Source organism: Mesorhizobium sp. M1143, from assembly GCF_040318435.1.
Classification (GTDB): domain Bacteria; phylum Pseudomonadota; class Alphaproteobacteria; order Rhizobiales; family Rhizobiaceae; genus Mesorhizobium.
In genome coordinates, this window is record NZ_JAMYMJ010000003.1 from 40,471 (window position 1) to 56,058 (window position 15,588).

At 62.4% G+C, this 15,588-nt stretch carries 11 protein-coding genes; 8 read left to right on the forward strand and 3 right to left on the reverse strand.

Features of this window, described 5'->3' with window-relative positions; all coding sequences use genetic code 11:
- Positions 1 to 7 precede the first annotated feature (7 nt).
- From NKH35_RS03455 to mgrA, 6 genes are all read left to right on the forward strand, one after another.
- A complete protein-coding gene (locus NKH35_RS03455; protein WP_023683029.1) occupies positions 8 to 901 on the forward strand; it encodes a carbohydrate ABC transporter permease in 894 nt (297 codons plus the stop codon).
- Positions 894 to 1,829, forward strand: a complete 936-nt coding sequence (locus tag NKH35_RS03460) for a carbohydrate ABC transporter permease (protein ID WP_023669802.1) — start codon at positions 894 to 896, stop codon at positions 1,827 to 1,829. The genes NKH35_RS03455 and NKH35_RS03460 overlap by 8 nt, the downstream gene beginning before the upstream one ends.
- A gap of 5 nt (positions 1,830 to 1,834) precedes the next feature.
- On the forward strand, positions 1,835 to 2,935 hold the full coding sequence (locus NKH35_RS03465; protein WP_023744074.1) for an ABC transporter ATP-binding protein: 1,101 nt from the start codon (positions 1,835 to 1,837) through the stop codon (positions 2,933 to 2,935).
- 118 nt (positions 2,936 to 3,053) lie between these two features.
- Entirely contained in the window at positions 3,054 to 3,800 is a 747-nt protein-coding gene (locus NKH35_RS03470) for a sugar phosphate isomerase/epimerase family protein (protein WP_023683031.1), read from the forward strand.
- Positions 3,801 to 3,811: 11 nt separating this feature from the next.
- Positions 3,812 to 4,954 (forward strand): Gfo/Idh/MocA family protein, encoded by a 1,143-nt coding sequence (locus tag NKH35_RS03475; RefSeq protein WP_352913363.1) that lies wholly within the window; start codon positions 3,812 to 3,814, stop codon positions 4,952 to 4,954.
- Between the two features lie 57 nt (positions 4,955 to 5,011).
- Positions 5,012 to 6,058 carry an L-glyceraldehyde 3-phosphate reductase gene (gene mgrA, locus NKH35_RS03480; protein ID WP_023691995.1) on the forward strand — a complete coding sequence of 349 codons (1,047 nt, stop codon included), beginning with the start codon at positions 5,012 to 5,014 and terminating at the stop codon, positions 6,056 to 6,058.
- A gap of 80 nt (positions 6,059 to 6,138) precedes the next feature.
- Here the strand turns inward: mgrA and NKH35_RS03485 are convergent, their stop codons facing one another.
- Positions 6,139 to 7,230 carry a S1 family serine peptidase gene (locus NKH35_RS03485; RefSeq protein WP_023713445.1) on the reverse strand — a complete coding sequence of 364 codons (1,092 nt, stop codon included), beginning with the start codon at positions 7,228 to 7,230 and terminating at the stop codon, positions 6,139 to 6,141.
- Between the two features lie 402 nt (positions 7,231 to 7,632).
- Between NKH35_RS03485 and NKH35_RS03490 the strand changes: the two genes are divergently transcribed.
- Complete coding sequence (locus NKH35_RS03490) at positions 7,633 to 8,712, forward strand: trypsin-like serine peptidase (RefSeq protein ID WP_023733608.1); 1,080 nt, start codon at positions 7,633 to 7,635, stop codon at positions 8,710 to 8,712.
- Positions 8,713 to 8,903: 191 nt separating this feature from the next.
- Positions 8,904 to 10,706, forward strand: coding sequence for an MORN repeat-containing protein (locus tag NKH35_RS03495; RefSeq protein ID WP_352913365.1), 1,803 nt, complete (start codon positions 8,904 to 8,906; stop codon positions 10,704 to 10,706).
- Positions 10,707 to 10,735: 29 nt separating this feature from the next.
- Here NKH35_RS03495 and amrB read toward each other — a convergent pair whose 3' ends face one another.
- Entirely contained in the window at positions 10,736 to 12,451 is a 1,716-nt protein-coding gene (gene amrB, locus NKH35_RS03500) for an AmmeMemoRadiSam system protein B (protein WP_352913366.1), read from the reverse strand.
- Between the two features lie 149 nt (positions 12,452 to 12,600).
- Entirely contained in the window at positions 12,601 to 15,573 is a 2,973-nt protein-coding gene (locus NKH35_RS03505) for a hypothetical protein (protein ID WP_352913368.1), read from the reverse strand.
- Positions 15,574 to 15,588 lie beyond the last annotated feature (15 nt).

A 15,588-nucleotide genomic window follows, 5' to 3' on the forward strand; every position in this document is an offset into this window, starting at 1 on the left:
TGACGAGATGAGCAAGAGCGAACGCCCCAACCCGCTGTTCCGCAACATCAATGCGAAGGTCGCCTCGATCCCGATGATCCTCACCGCGTCGGTGGTTTTCGTCGGCGGCACCGTCTGGACGGTGTTCTATTCCTTTACCAATTCGAAGCTGCTGCCACGGCTGAATTTCGCCGGGCTCGACCAGTATTACCGGCTTTGGGCGACGCCGCGCTGGCTGATCTCGATCGAGAACCTTTTGATCTACGGCGCGATCTCGCTGGTGTTCTCACTGGTCATCGGCTTCCTGCTTGCAGCGCTTCTCGACCAGAAGATCCGTTTCGAGGACACGTTCCGCACCATCTTCCTCTATCCGTTCGCGCTTTCCTTCATCGTCACCGGCCTGGTCTGGCAGTGGCTGCTCAATCCGGATTTCGGCATCCAGCATGTGGTGCGGGACCTCGGCTGGACGAGCTTCAACTTCGACCCGCTCTACAATTCCAGCATCGTCATCTACGGCATTTCGATTGCGGCGCTGTGGCAAGGCACCGGGCTCATCATGTGCTTGATGCTGGCCGGCCTGCGCGGCATCGACGAGGACATCTGGAAGGCGGCGCGGGTAGACGGGATCCCGATGTGGAAGACCTATCTGTTCATCGTCATCCCGATGATGCGGCCGGTTTTCATCACCACGCTGGTCATCATCGCGTCGGGCATCGTCAAGGTCTACGACCTCGTTGTCGCCCAGACCAGCGGCGGCCCCGGAATCGCCTCCGAAGTGCCGGCCAAATATGTCTATGACTACATGTTCTTCGCACAGAATCTTGGCCAGGGCTTTGCCGCCTCGACCATGATGCTGCTCTCGGTGGTGATCGTCGTCGTGCCGTGGGCCTACCTTGAATTTGGAGGCAGGAAGCGTGGCTGACCCGGCCGTCCCTTTGCCCGCCAGCGCGGGTGCCGCCGAGCGCGAAGCCTCCGGGCCGCGCGGGCCGAAGCCGCGGCATGTCTTCTCGCGCCGCAATATCTTCCTCTATGGCACGCTGATCGTTGTGGCGGTCTACTATCTGCTGCCGCTCTACGTGATGGTCGTAACCTCGCTCAAGGGCATGCCCGAGATACGGATGGGCAATATCTTCTCGCCGCCGCTCGAAATCACGTTCGAACCGTGGGTGAAGGCGTGGGCGACCGCCTGCACCGGCCTCAATTGCGACGGGCTTTCGCGCGGCTTCTGGAATTCGGTGCGCATCACTGTGCCGTCAGTGCTGCTGTCGATCGCGATCGCCTCGGTGAACGGCTATGCGCTGGCCAACTGGCGCTTCAAGGGCGCCGACACATTCTTCGTCATCCTGATCGTCGGCGCCTTCATCCCCTATCAGGTGATGATCTATCCGATCGTCATCATCCTGCGCGAGATCGGCCTCTACGGCAGCCTCAGCGGCCTGGTGATCGTCCATTCCATCTTCGGCATGCCGATCCTCACGCTTTTGTTCCGCAACTATTTTGCCTCGATGCCGGAAGAGCTGTTCAGGGCGGCACGGGTCGACGGCGCCGGCTTCTGGGGCATCTTCCTGCGGATCATGGCGCCGATGTCGCTGCCGATCTTCGTCGTCGCCATCATCCTGCAGGTGACCGGCATATGGAACGACTTCCTGTTCGGCGTCGTCTACACCCGCCCCGACACCTATCCGATGACGGTGCAGCTCAACAACATCGTCAATTCGGTGCAAGGCGTGAAGGAGTACAACGTCAACATGGCCGCCACCATCCTGACCGGGCTCGTGCCGCTCATCGTCTACTTCATTTCCGGCAAGCTTTTCGTGCGCGGCATCGCCGCCGGTGCGGTGAAAGGGTGATGGCGATGACGGCAGCCAACGGCACCAGCGTTTCGATCCAGGACCTGTCCCTGAATTTCGGCTCGGTATCGGTGCTGCAGACCCTCAATCTCGAGGTCGCAGAGGGCGAGTTCATCGTGCTGCTCGGTCCCTCGGGCTGCGGCAAGTCGACCTTGCTCAACTGCATCGCCGGGCTGCTCGATATTTCCGAAGGCCGCATCTTCATCAAGGGCAAGAACGTCACCTGGGAAGAGCCCAAGGATCGCGGCATCGGCATGGTATTCCAGTCCTATGCACTTTATCCGCAAATGACGGTGGAGAAGAACCTGTCGTTCGGCCTGCGCGTTGCCGGCGTGCCCAGGGACGAGATCGCCAAGCGCATCGCCCGCGCCGCCGAGATCCTGCAGATCGAGCCGCTTTTGCAGCGCAAGCCCGCGGCCTTGTCCGGCGGCCAACGCCAGCGCGTGGCGATCGGGCGGGCGCTGGTGCGCGACGTCGACGTCTTCCTGTTCGACGAGCCACTATCCAATCTCGACGCCAAGCTGCGCTCGGAACTGCGCGTCGAAATCAAGCTTCTGCATCGCAAGCTGCAGAACACCATGATCTACGTCACCCACGACCAGATCGAGGCGATGACGCTGGCCGACCGTATCGCGGTCATGCGCGGCGGCGTCATCCAGCAGCTTGACGCGCCGCAGACGATCTATAACCGGCCGGTCAACCGGTTTGTCGCCGGCTTCCTCGGCTCGCCGGCGATGAATTTCCTCGAAGGGGAGCTGGAGGCCAGTGCTGCTCCAGTGTTCAGGACCGACCGTGTTTCGGTGCCGCTCGATCGCTATACCTTTGACGGCACGGAGCGCCCGGCCGGCGCTTGCGTGCTGGGCATCCGGCCTGAACATATCGCTTTCGGTGACGCGGCTAAGTCGATGCCGTTTTCCGCCGGCGGTTCGGTCGAGATCGTGGAGCCGATGGGTTCCGACACGCTGGTGTGGACGAAGCTTGCCGGCCGCAACCTCTCCTTCCGCGTCGAGGCGGAACGGACGCTGCGCAGCGGCGATCCGATCCAGTTCGGTTTCGATCCGGCGCGCGCCTCGCTGTTCGACGCTGCGACCGGCAATCGCCTGTGACCCTCTAGAATCATCCGCAAACCATCCTCCCAAGAACGATCCCCCTAAAACGATCTCGCGAAAACGATCCCCCGAAAACATCCCCAAGCCTTAACCACCCAAGAAACGGACAGAGACGATGAACTGGTCATTCCAACTCTACAGCGCCCGCAATTTCCAGCCGTGGGACGGCATCCTGAAAATGCTTGGTAAGCTCGGCTACAAGGAAGTCGAAGGTTTCGGCGGCGTCTATGACGACCCCAAGGCGTTCCGCGCCGAACTCGACAAGAACGGGCTTTCGATGCCGACCGGACATTTCTCGATCGATGCGCTGGAGAATGATTTCGACGGCGTACGCAAAACAGCCGACGCACTCGGCATCACGCTCGTCATCTGTCCCTATCTGCTGGCCGAGCAGCGGCCGGCCGACGCTGCCGGCTGGCGCGGCTTTGGCGAGCGTCTGGCCAAGGTCGGCGAGACCGCAAAAAAAGCCGGCTACGGCTTTGCCTGGCACAACCATGATTTCGAGTTCAAGACACTCGCCGACGGCTCGGTGCCGCAGGATCACATCCTGTCGGCTGCGCCCGACATCGGCTGGGAGATGGACGTCGCCTGGGTAATCCGCGGCGGCGTTGATCCGCTGCCGTGGATCGAAAAGCACGGCAAGCGCATCAGCGCCGTCCATGTCAAGGACATGGCCAAGTCAGGCGAAGGCCTTGACGAGGACGGCTGGGCGGATGTCGGCCACGGCACCATCGACTGGGCCGGCCTGATCAAGACACTTCAGGCGAAGAGCGCGGCCAAATATTACGTCATGGAACAGGACAACCCCAACGACATCGAGCGCTTCGCCAGCCGCTCGCTCGCATCCGTCAAGGCTTACTAGGAGCAATCATCATGGCAAAGAAACTGGGTATCGGCGTCATCGGCTGCGGCAACATCTCGAAAGCGTATTTCTCGCTGGCGCCTCTGTTTCGCGGCATCGAGATGCGCGCCTGCGCCGACATCAACATGGACGCGGCCAAGGCACGGGCGAAGGAGTTCAAGCTGCGCGCCGAGACCGTCGAAGAACTGCTCAAGGATGACGAGATCGACATCATCGTCAACCTCACCATCCCGGCGGTGCACTACGGGGTGTCGAAGCAGATCCTCGATGCCAGCAAGCACGTCTATTCGGAAAAGCCGTTCGTGCTGTCGGTCAAGGAAGGCCTCGACCTCAAGAGCCGGGCCGAGAAGAAAGGGCTGCGCATCGGTTCGGCTCCGGACACTTTCCTCGGCGGCGCGCACCAGCTGGTGCGCAACCTCATCGACACCGGCGCGCTCGGCAAGATCACCAGCGGCACCTGTCATGTGATGGGCCACGGCATGGAGCACTGGCACCCCAATCCCGATTTCTTCTTCCAGCCGGGCGCCGGGCCGGTGCTCGACATCGGGCCTTACTACATCACCAACCTGATCCAGCTGATCGGGCCGGTGAAGCAGGTGGCGGCCTTCGCGACGACGCCTGCCAAGGAACGCACGATCTCGTCGAAACCGCGCGCGGGCGAGAAAATCCCGGTCAACACGCCGACGACGATCCACGGCCTGCTGGAGTTCGAGAACGGCGCCGTGATCACGCTTAACACCAGCTGGGACGTCTGGGCGCATGGTCATGCGCCGATGGAACTCTATGGCGAAACGGGCACGGTGTTCGTGCCGGATCCGAATTTCTTCGGTGGCGACGTGCGCATAACCGAGGCGGCAAAACCGGTGAAGAAACTGCCGAAATGGCAGCATCCGTTCGGCGTGCCCAACGAAATGCACGGCCAGGGCATGATGGCCAACTACCGCACAGCAGGCCTTGCCGACATGGCGCTGGCGATCGCCGAGGGCCGGCCGCATCGTTGCTCGATGGAGCTCGCGCTGCATGCCGTCGACGTCATGACCGGCCTGTTGCGGTCGGGCGAGACCGGCAAGTTCGTCGCCATGCAGACCAGCTGCGAGCGGCCGGCTGCACTCGGCGTCAAGGACGCAAAAGGACTGTTGGCGAAGCAGAAATGAGGTAGAAGGGTGTCGGCGCGCGCGCGCCGACGCCCATACAATCCAGGATCTGTACCCATGCGCTGGCAGCCGGCTGAACACCGCTATGAGAAAATGCTCTACAACAGATGTGGGCGATCCGGCCTGAAACTGCCGGCGATCTCGCTCGGCCTGTGGCACAATTTCGGCAACGACACGCCGCACAAGACCAAGCAGGCGATCGCGCGCAAGGCCTTCGATCTCGGCATCACCCATTTCGATCTCGCCAACAATTACGGTCCGCCGCCGGGCTCGGCCGAGATCGCCTTCGGCGAGATATTGCGCACCGACTTCGCCGGCTATCGGGACGAGCTGATCATCTCGACCAAGGCGGGCTATGAGATGTGGGCAGGGCCTTATGGCGAATGGGGCAGCCGCAAATATGTGCTGGCGAGCCTCGACCAGAGCCTGAAGCGGATGGGGCTCGACTATGTCGACATCTTCTATTCGCACCGCTTCGATCCGGATACGCCGCTTGAGGAAACGATGGGCGCTCTCGACCATGCGGTGCGTTCCGGCAAGGCGCTCTATGCCGGCATTTCGTCCTACAATTCGCAGCGCACGCGCGAGGCGGCCGACATATTGAAGCAGCTCGGCACGCCTTGCATCATCCATCAGCCGAGCTATTCGATGCTCAACCGCTGGGTCGAAGAGGACGGACTGCTCGATACGCTGGAAGGGCTCGGTGTCGGATCGATCGTGTTCTCGCCGCTGGCGCAAGGCATGCTGACCGACAAATATCTCGGCGGCATCCCCGAGGGCAGCCGCGCCAGCCAAGGCAAGTCGTTGCGGCCCGCCTTCATCAACGACAAGACAATCGCCAACATCCAGGCGCTGAACGCGATCGCCGGCAAGCGTGGCCAGACGCTGGCGCAGATGGCGCTGGCCTGGGTGCTGCGCAAGGGCCGGGTGACCTCGGCGCTGATCGGCGCCAGCCGGCCTGAACAGGTCGAGGACTGCGTCGGCGCGCTCAAGGTGCTCGACTTCAGCGATGCCGAGCTCGCCGAAATCGACACTTACGCACGCGAGTCCGACATCAATCTGTGGGCGGCTTCGGCGGAGCGCAAGGGACCGCCACGGAAGTAAGCGGAACAGCCGGCACCGGACATGAATCAAAACGGCGGGAAAGATCCCGCCGTTTTGCGCTTATCAAGCTTCGGGCTCGTTCAGGGCTTCTTGGCCGTGCCGAGACCGGCCTTGGGCGCCGCCGCGGCTGCCGGAGCCGGGGTCTTCATCTTGGCTTCGATCCAACCCGTATAGTTGGCCAATCGCGTGTAGATGCCATAGGCATTCTTGTGGCCGCAAGCGGCGGTGCCGTCGGACGGACCTTCGCCCCAGGAGACGACGCCGACCTGGACCGGACCGTTGGCGCCGGTCATGAACAGCGGACCGCCGCTGTCGCCGTTGCAGGCGTCGCGTTCGCCGCTGTCGGTGCCGGCGCAGATCATGTTCTTGGTCAGCGGATCCGACATATCGGCGGCGATCGCATTGGCGGCGGCATCGATGCCCTTTTCCGAATAACGCATCCGATGCGAGAGATCGCCAAGTGCCGCCTTCAGGTCATGCGCATAGATCGACTTGATGCCGCTGTTGCAGGCAGCGCTCGGCTCGAGATCGAGATCGGCCACCATCAGCGCGGTCGGGAAGGTGCCGTCCTGCATCTTGCCCCAGCCGATGACCGTGGTCTTGCCGCTGTCTGGCGTCGGCTCATTGGTGATCTTGATGACCGGCGCATCGGCGGGCTCCGCCAGCCGGAGCAGGCCGAGATCATTGTCCAGCGTCTGTTCGCTGTAGCCCTCGTTGACGATGACCTCGACCACCTTGTAGCGCTTGCCTTCGGTAAGATCGGTGGCGCCGGTCAGCACGGTCACCGTGTCGGGCGAAATCGGCCGGCCCTTGTCGTTGAGGCAGTGCGCCGCCGTCAGCACCCATTGCGGAGCAATCAGGCTGCCGCCGCAGAATTGCGCGTTCGGCTGCGAGGCCGGGCTGGGGTCCAGCCGGGCGCTGGTCAGCAGCGCCACCTGGAACGGATAGGCCCCTTTGTCGGCTTCCTTGCCGCCATAGACGCGGTCGGCCCCGTCGGGATTCTCGGCCTTGGCCTTGTCCCGGGATTCGGCGACGCGCTGCATCGGCGAGACCGCCGCTTCCGGCCTGGCAGCGTCGTCGGCTGCATAGAGCGCGTTGACGGCGGGGAAAGCGGCCGCGATGCCCAGCAGCGATGCAGCGGCAAGCGGCCTGAACCGATGGATAATGTTCACCTTGAAACCCTCCTGAGATGAAAAATGCCGAGCCATGCCGCCATGACGCATAACCAACAGAAGCGGTACCGGTACCTCGATCGCCTTCTGCCAGAACGAACGACATCCGCGCGGTCATAAAACCGAAATACGACTTTTGCTAATCGTGCCCCATCGGGCAGAGCCCACCCAAACCCTATAGCCCCCCACGGGCTACGTGGAAGCGATTTGTCATTGCCAATGTTGGATTATTTTAGGCAGTATATCGACGCGGGTGCGTTTGGCGGAGGGCTTTAACGAGGCCGCCCGGACCGATGATCCGATACGGGCGGGTAACCAAACTAATTTTTTAACTCCACCACGATCTCGACAATATTTCTGTATTTTGCTCCACTCCTTGCTGACTTTTGGGAGAGTCTCACCATGACGAAACTGACAAGCACTATCATTGCGTCCGCACTGCTATCCACCGCACTGTGGACGATGCCTGCCTTCGCCGCCGATCCCGGCTCAGCGAATGCCGGCAATGGCGAAAGCATGCGCGATCTCGGAACGGGCGACTACCAGCCCGGCCGTGCAAAGCCGATCGCGCCGCCGAAACTGACCGAAGATGAAGCCAGCCGGGCAGCGCCGCTGACCGACGAGGGCACGGCGGTGAAATCCTATGGCATCGTCGGACGTTCCGCCGATGGCAAGGACATCAAGATCGATGCAGGCGAGACGCTGAAGGACCTTGTCATCAAGGAATTGAACGCGCCCGCCAACACACCGAACGCCGACAAGACCGGATTGACGGGCGGCGACGAAGCCGGCCGCCAGGTGTTCGGGGCCGACGATCGCGAGCAGATCAAGAACACCAAGACCTACCCGTTCACCGCGATCGGGTATATCGAAGGCAAAGCCAAGAGCGGTTATGGCAGCTGCTCGGGAACCCTGATCGGTCCGCGCACGGTGCTCACCGCCGCGCATTGCCTCTACAGCAATGAAGACAAGGCTTGGCTCGACGACGTCATCTTCGTGCCGTCGCTCAACGGCAACACCGCCGACGATGCACCGTTTGGCGCTTTCAGCTATGAGAGCGTCTACATCCTGCAGGGCTTCATCGACAATTATCAGGGTTACTACGGCTCGGTCATTCCGTGGGACCTCGGCATCATCACGCTGAAGCAGGATGTCGGCACCAATCTCGGCTGGCTGGGTTATGCCAACTATGAGAACCTCGGCGATTTCACCGCCAACATCGTTGGCTACCCCGGCGACAAGCCGATGGGTACGATGTGGAAGGCGACCTGCGAAGTGAAAGCCGAAAACATCGGCGCGGAGTATTTCCAGTACGACTGCGACACCTATCCGGGGTCGAGCGGCAGCTCGGTCTACGCCTATGACAATGGCGCCAAGCAGCGCGTCGTCACCGGCGTGAACGTGGCCGAAAGCCCCAACGCCAACACAGCGGTGCGCCTGAACGCTGCCAACGTGGCGTGGATCAACAGCCTGTACAAATAAGGCTGAATGATCTTTCGCCGGCAAACAGCGGCGATAACCAGCACTACCAAACCGGCGGCGGGACGTTCCCGCCGCCGGTTTTTTTGTATCGAAACACCTCTCTTGCACTGTGTTACAGCGGTGCTTACGCTAGGCGATCCAAGGGGTTGGGTAAGATGGCGCGGGCAAGAATGATCTTCGGGGTCAAAGCGATGGCGGCTGCATCCATGCTGGCCGCACTGACATGCTTTTCCGCTATGGCCGATCAAGGCGGTGCCACACCCGATGGCGCCTGGGCCGAGCGGGTGCAAATCCTCTATAAAAGCGAAACACGTTCGGTGCTGCGCAAGAATGTACGGGTCTGGGATTCCCACCCGGAATTGGGTCTTGATTTCACCTGGGAGCCGGCAGCCGGCGTGTCGCCGGACCGCACCGTCGCAGCCGACGGCACCGTCAACGGCAAGGGCAGGCTGGTCTGGCGCGTACGCGGCTCGGCGAGCTATGACCCCAAGACGATCTATTCCAGCTATTTCGGCGAGATCAGGAATGGCCGCCCCGAAGGACAAGGCCGGCTGGAGCTGCGTTCGGGCGAGATTCTCGACGGCCGTTGGGTCGCCGGCCAGCTCGACGGCCATGCGATCCATGTCGATGCCGACGGCAATCGCTATGAAGGGCAATTCAGGGCCGGTGTGCCGAATGGCGAGGGCAGGCTGGAGACGAAGACAGGCGAGATATTCGTCGGCTCTTTTGCCGATGGGCTGAAGGACGGCAAGGGCCGCACCCGGTTGCCCGGCGGCACCGTCTACTGGTCGCAATGGGCGATGGGCAAGGAGGTCGGCGGTACGCGCCCCGACGTGCTGGCCGATGCCAGAGTGGGCGGGTTGCTCAAGGCGCAGACCGGCGGCGGTTCCGCCGACAAGGTCGAGATCGGCATTGCCGTCGACCAGCGCATGACGCAGCAGGCCGACATGCAGTACCAGCATCTGGTGCGCGACGAAGACATCGCGATCTATCCGGTGTCGGACCAGTACAATGATGCCTGGAACGGCACCGGAGAGATTCGTACCGGCAATGTCTATGAAGGCATGGACTGGGAGACGGCGCCGGCCTTCGCCGAAGTCGACCTCAAGACCACCGACCGGTCGAGGGTCAAGATCGACAGCCTGGAAATGAAGGTGGCCGCGAGCGAGGCCTACCGCAAGCCGATGCTGTCGATCAGCGAGCACTATGGCTGCGTCGGCTTCCGCCCCGACTTCTCGATCGTCAACAATGGCTGGGGCGACGTGAAAGACATGAAGATGTCGATCCAGTTCACCAGGACCGACGAGGAGGACAACGCGACCGGCGAGCCGAGCCGCACGTTCACGAGGGACATCGGCACTTTCGGCGATGGCGTCGACGTCTCGATCAAGAACGTGCTGACTGAAGCCGGCGTCGACACAACCACGCTCGAGACCGAGCGCTTCACCTGCCCGTCAATGGACAGCCTGGATGTCTGCCGCGCCCAGGTGGCCAACAAGGTCAAGTTCGGCGACGTTGCCGATTACATCAGCGGCAGCGTCGAGAAAATGAGCGTGACCGGGATTGGCAAGCTCGATTATTCCTGGGCGGACGATCAGGGCGCTGTCTACCAGCAGAGCGAGCCGTTTCGCGTCATCGTCTCGCTGGTCAGCATCGAGGTCCCAGAATCGCTCGCCGAATGCGGCGATGGCGGCGGCGCCTCGCCCGAAGCGCTGCGTTACCAGAACATCGAATTTCCGATCGGCAAGACCGATTACAGCATCCCCATGCCGGTGCGCGGCAACAAGAATCTCAGCGCCTACACGGCACGGCTGAAAATGTGGTCGTCAATGTCGTCGATCCATCGCTTCAGCATCGCCGCCCATTTCGCCGATGGCAGCACACGCGAGAGCAAGCCGGCCACGTTCTTCTATTTCAGGCCGAAGCAGTCGCTGTTCGAAACCAGCACCAAGCCGGCGGTCTGCTATCTGCCGGAAGATCTGCAAGGCTGTTGAGGTCCTGTCACGTCCTTTCGGGAATCGCGTCATTTCGAGCCCATCTCGAAAAAATTGGGCAGCGGGATCAGCCGGGCAAAGATCGTGCCCTGGCTGAACACCCTGAGTTCCAGCATCGACCCGGACGATCGTTCGGCCTTCTGGTCGAACAGGAAATTGCCGAGCGAATAGATCTCCGCAACATCGCCGCCGCCGAGCGGCAGGATCGCCTCGCTCGATACATGTGGATGACCGCCGACGATTGCCGTGACACCGCGCAGCCGCATCTGGTCGGCAAGCATCTCCTCGCGCGGCGACGGCTCCGTCTTGTACTCGCGGCCCCAATGGACGAAGGCAATCACCGGCCGCTCGGCATTGTCGTGCAGCAGCCGGTCGAGCAAAGCAGGCGTCAGAAGGTCGGTGTTCCTGGAGCCGTTGGTATCGATGTCGGTCAGCCCGACCAGGTCGAGATCGGCAAGCGCCAGCGTCTCGCCCTGCCCAAAATGGGCGATGCCGGCCGCATCGAGTGCGGCCAGCGTCTCGGCATAGCCTGACGGGCCGAGGTCGTAGGCGTGATTGTTGGCGAGGCTGACAGCGGCGACATGCAATTTCTTCAGCATGTCGATGGCGAGGTCTGCGGCCATGGCCAGCGTCATGTCGTCGATCGCTTCAGGGACGTTGGGCAGGATCACGCCTTCGAGATTGACGATCAGCGGCCGCGAGCGGGTCAGGGCCAGCACGCTTTCGACGATCTTCTCGGCAACACCGTCGCGGACCAGGATCTTCTTCATGGCGCGGCCGAAATTCACGTCGCCGGCGAAATAGTAGAGCTTGTCGTCGGGACGGGCAGGATTGTTGAAGCCGGGGCCGAAGGCGCCGAACAGCGCCACGACATAGCTGGTGGTGCGCTCGACATAGTCGCTTGAATGCGCCTGCGAGTTCTCGTTGGCGACGACCAGCGGCGCAGCACCGAACAGTTCGCGCTGCAGCCTGGTCTGGATATAGAGCGCACCGACCGAATCGGCGTGATCCGGCTGGCGCAGCGCCGCGATGCCGTCGAGCGAACCGGCGGCGAGCATGTTCAGCGTCTGCTGGTCGAAACGCCTGGCTTCGTGCTGCGGCAGATAGTGGGAGAAATCGGTGGATTCGACGATCAGCGTGTCCTTGTCGACGATCGCTTTCAGCGCCTGCGCCAGCCGGTCCCAGTCGGCTCGCTTGGCTTTGACCGACATCGCCACCGGCACGATGGTTGCCTCGGGAAAATAATGGCGCAGGAAGGGCAGCATGGCTTGAACGCCGTGCTCCTTGGCGAAGAGGCAGGAGTCCTCAACCATGTCGCTGTTCGCCTGGAGAAGGCGCAGGGCTGCCTTGTCGGCCAGGACCGGGCCAAGCACGGTGTCGAAGCCACGCGTCGTGGTGGCGAAGAGTTTCTGCGTCTTGTGGAAATGGTCCGGCGACAGGATGACGATGCGCTTGTAGCGGAAGCCGGACGCGGCGTGGAAACCGAGCGCGACGAGATCGGCGACGAGCAGGTGGTGGGGGACTGTGATGCCCGTGAGGCGTTGGTTGGAGGGGGCAAGTTTGGCGACGGCGGCGATGGCATCGGTGAAAAGCGTGGGGTCGTCGTAGAAGGAGGAGAAATTTGTGTCCCCCCGCGGGCAGGTGATGGGGGCGGCGGATGCATGAAGCGGAAATAGGAAGGCAACTGCAAAGACCAGCAGAATGATGGTCCGCGCCAAGGCGCCCCCCTCTGTCCTGCCGGCCATCTCCCCCTCAAGGGGGGAGATTGGCAGCTTGGTCGCCGGCTCTTCGTTTAAAACGCTGACAATTGGCGAAGTCGCTGATGACAGCTGATCTCCCCCCTTGAGGGGGAGATGGCCGGCAGGACAGAGGGGGGTGCCTGGGCGCAAACCTCTCACGGCTCAGCCAAAACAATGTTCTCGACGCCGCCGACATAGTAGAACGGCTTCTGCTTGGACGCGGTCAGCCGCAGCACTTCGCGCGAAATGTAGTCGGCGAGGCCGAACAGCGTCACGCCGCCGTCGGAGGTCTTGGCCCGGCCGCGCAGGCCTTCGAGGATCGAATAGGTGAAGACGCCATGGCCGAGCTCGGGCAGTTCGGCGGCGGTGTTGTTGGCAGCGGTGGCCGAGAAGACGACGATGCGTGCGTCCTGCGCGTCTTTTTCCAGGCGCGGGTTGAAGGCGTTGGCGGCGTGGCAGGTGTCGAGCAGCATGAAGCGCATGCCCTTGGCCCGCTCAACCGATTTCTGGATGTCGCCCCAGTCGACCAGCGAGGAGCGCTTCCAGCGGTCGGCATCCTGTTTGCGGCCGTCCGTGGGGATGAAATAATAATCTTCGTCGATGTTGATGCCGTGACCGGCGACGAAAATGATGGTGGTGTCGTTCTCGCCGGGTCTGTCGAGAAAGTCGGCGAGCTGGTCGTCGATCGTGTCGGAATCCGGTTCCAGGATGGTGCTGGCGACCTTGAACACGTCCTTGCCGGAATCGGGCGCCTCATCCAGCGCTTCGCGGTTGACCAGAACCAGCGTCTCCATCGCCGAAAACAAGGGCGCGGATTTCTGCGAGATCACCTTGAGGAATTCGGTGGCGTCATCGACGGGATAGCGCAGATCGCAGGCGTGGCCGGCGCATGCATCGGTGAGGAAAGGATATTTGTCGACGCCGATCACGGCGACGTAGAGCTTGCCCTTGTTGGCGGGCTTTTCGGTTTTCCTGCCAAGTGCTGTGACACTGCGCTCGGTCAGATAGCCGAACTCGTTGGTGCCGGTGATGCGAATGGTATTTTCGCCATTCTCGACCGGCACTTCGACGATGGTGCTCTTGCCGCCATCGGCCGAGCGCGCCGTGACATTGCCGACATTGCGGCTGTTCGACAGGATCGAAAATCCGGCGACATCGGCGCCGGCTTCCTGCGCGCCCGAAATCTCGACGGCGACATAGCCCTCGCGGACGTTGCTCTGGTCGGCGGCAAGCTTGATGCCGAATTCCGGCGGTTTGCGCTCGAGCAGCTTTTCCAGCTGGCGGTCGACGCCGGGGCGCATTTCCTGGACCGCCTGTTCGGCGCTGCGCAGGATGATGGCCCGGCGCACCATTTCCGGGCTCCAGAGATATTTCTTCAGCTGGCCGGCGCTGATGAAACGCCCTTCGTGGTCGCGGCCCTGATTGACGTGCCAGCCGATCAACTTGTCGCCATCGGCGGAGGAATAATAGTAGCCCTGCGGCATCCAGGCGATCCATTCGGAGCCGGCGAAGAACATCGACACGATCAGTTTGTGTGTCTTCAAATTCCACAGCCGCACGGTCTGGTCAGCGCTGCCGGTGACCAACAGCCCTTCCTTCTCGGCGGCAACCATGGCGTTGATCTCGCCGGTGTGGCCGGTGAATTCACCCGATACCTCGGCGGTCGCGGTTTTGTATTCCAACAGCGTGCCGTCGCTGCCGCTGGTGATCAGGCCAAGCCCATTGCCGATCAGCGTGTAAGCCGAATGGACGAAGCCATTGGTGGCGGAATTCTCGATGCTGTGCATCACCTTTCCGCCGCTCGCGATTTCGAGCACGGCATTCTCCAGGCCGTCCTTGCCGCCGGGGGCAGCACGGAGCGACCACTCACCCTCTGCGAGTGCCGCGCGGGCATAGGCGCCCTGTTCCGCAAACGCCACCGGGTCCTCGAAGAACCGCTCGGCCGTCGGTAGCGCCAGCACCTTGTCCAGCGTGCCCTGCAGCTCGGGACAGGACACGCGTTCAGGGCAGGGGTTGGTGTTGCCCCAAGCGATGGAGCTGCTCGCCGCATCGATCCCGATCGCCGTCACCGGTTCGCCGACCCCTTGCAGCAGCGCATTGCGCTCGCCGGTCATGGGGTTCCAGACCTGGATGGCGTTGCGGGTGCCGCCGGCTGTCGCCACCAGCGAGCCGTCGGCATTGCCGGCGCCAGCAAAGACCGTGCCGTCATGGCCGTTATAGTCGAGCAGTTGCTCGCCGCTGTCGGTATTCCAGACCACCGAGCGATGCTTGTCGGCGCAGCGATAGCTGCATGACGCCACAAGCCCCGAACCCGTCGCGAAGCTCAGAGCGCCGATCTGGAAATCCTGCTTCGGCATGGCGCGGACGAATTTGCCGTCGCTGGCCCGCCAGAGCTGGACGTCACCGTCCTTGCTGCCAGTGGCAAACAGGCTGCCATCCAATGACACGGCGAGTGCGGCGACGCCGACATCCCGCAGCGGTTCGGCCTCGGCCGGCAAGGCGATTTCCTCAGCCTTGGCCACATCCCAGAGCCTTATGCCATTGTCGGTGGTCGCTGCCGCCAGCCGGGTTCCCGCAGCGGCGAAGGCGAGCTTTTCCACACGCCAGGAATCGGCATCGAGTTTTTCCGCCAGCGTCCAGCCCGACGCGGATTTGTCGTCCGCCCGCCAGAGGTAGACGAAACCATCGCCACCGCCGGCGGCGAGCGTGTTTCCGTCGGGTGAAAAGGCGACATCATAGATGGCATAGTCAGCGGCCTTGAGCACGGTTTTGATCTTGCCGGTGGTGAAATCGAACAGCCTGACATCGCCATAAGGGGGCTCGTCGCCGATGCCGGCGCCGAAATAACCGCCGGCGGCGATCGTCTCGCCATCCGGCGACACGGCAATCGCAAAGACCTTGCCGTCATTGCCATTGCCAAGATAGCCGCGGATGGTGCGGAGCGTCACCCCGCTCTGCCAGTCCCAGATGCGGATGGTCTTGTCGTCAGATGCGGAGACCAGTTCCTCGCCGTCCGGCGTGAAGGCAAGGTCGGTGACCCTGGCGCTGTGGCCGCCGGTGTTGAGATCGAGATGGAAATCGAGGTCCTCGGCACGGGCGACCGACGCCAGCGCCAGAAGACCGAGCATGACCAGCCACCGGAA

What these genes read in the sequence shown, in the direction of transcription:
- amrB (WP_352913366.1), bottom strand. Translation starts at nt 12,451, where the DNA reads ATGGCCGGCAGGACAGAGGGGGGCGCCTTGGCGCGGACCATCATTCTG.
- NKH35_RS03490 (WP_023733608.1), top strand. Translation starts at nt 7,633, where the DNA reads ATGACGAAACTGACAAGCACTATCATTGCGTCCGCACTGCTATCCACC.
- NKH35_RS03455 (WP_023683029.1), top strand. Translation starts at nt 8, where the DNA reads ATGAGCAAGAGCGAACGCCCCAACCCGCTGTTCCGCAACATCAATGCG.
- NKH35_RS03470 (WP_023683031.1), top strand. Translation starts at nt 3,054, where the DNA reads ATGAACTGGTCATTCCAACTCTACAGCGCCCGCAATTTCCAGCCGTGG.
- mgrA (WP_023691995.1), top strand. Translation starts at nt 5,012, where the DNA reads ATGCGCTGGCAGCCGGCTGAACACCGCTATGAGAAAATGCTCTACAAC.
- NKH35_RS03505 (WP_352913368.1), bottom strand. Translation starts at nt 15,573, where the DNA reads ATGCTCGGTCTTCTGGCGCTGGCGTCGGTCGCCCGTGCCGAGGACCTC.
- NKH35_RS03475 (WP_352913363.1), top strand. Translation starts at nt 3,812, where the DNA reads ATGGCAAAGAAACTGGGTATCGGCGTCATCGGCTGCGGCAACATCTCG.
- NKH35_RS03465 (WP_023744074.1), top strand. Translation starts at nt 1,835, where the DNA reads ATGACGGCAGCCAACGGCACCAGCGTTTCGATCCAGGACCTGTCCCTG.
- NKH35_RS03495 (WP_352913365.1), top strand. Translation starts at nt 8,904, where the DNA reads ATGGCGGCTGCATCCATGCTGGCCGCACTGACATGCTTTTCCGCTATG.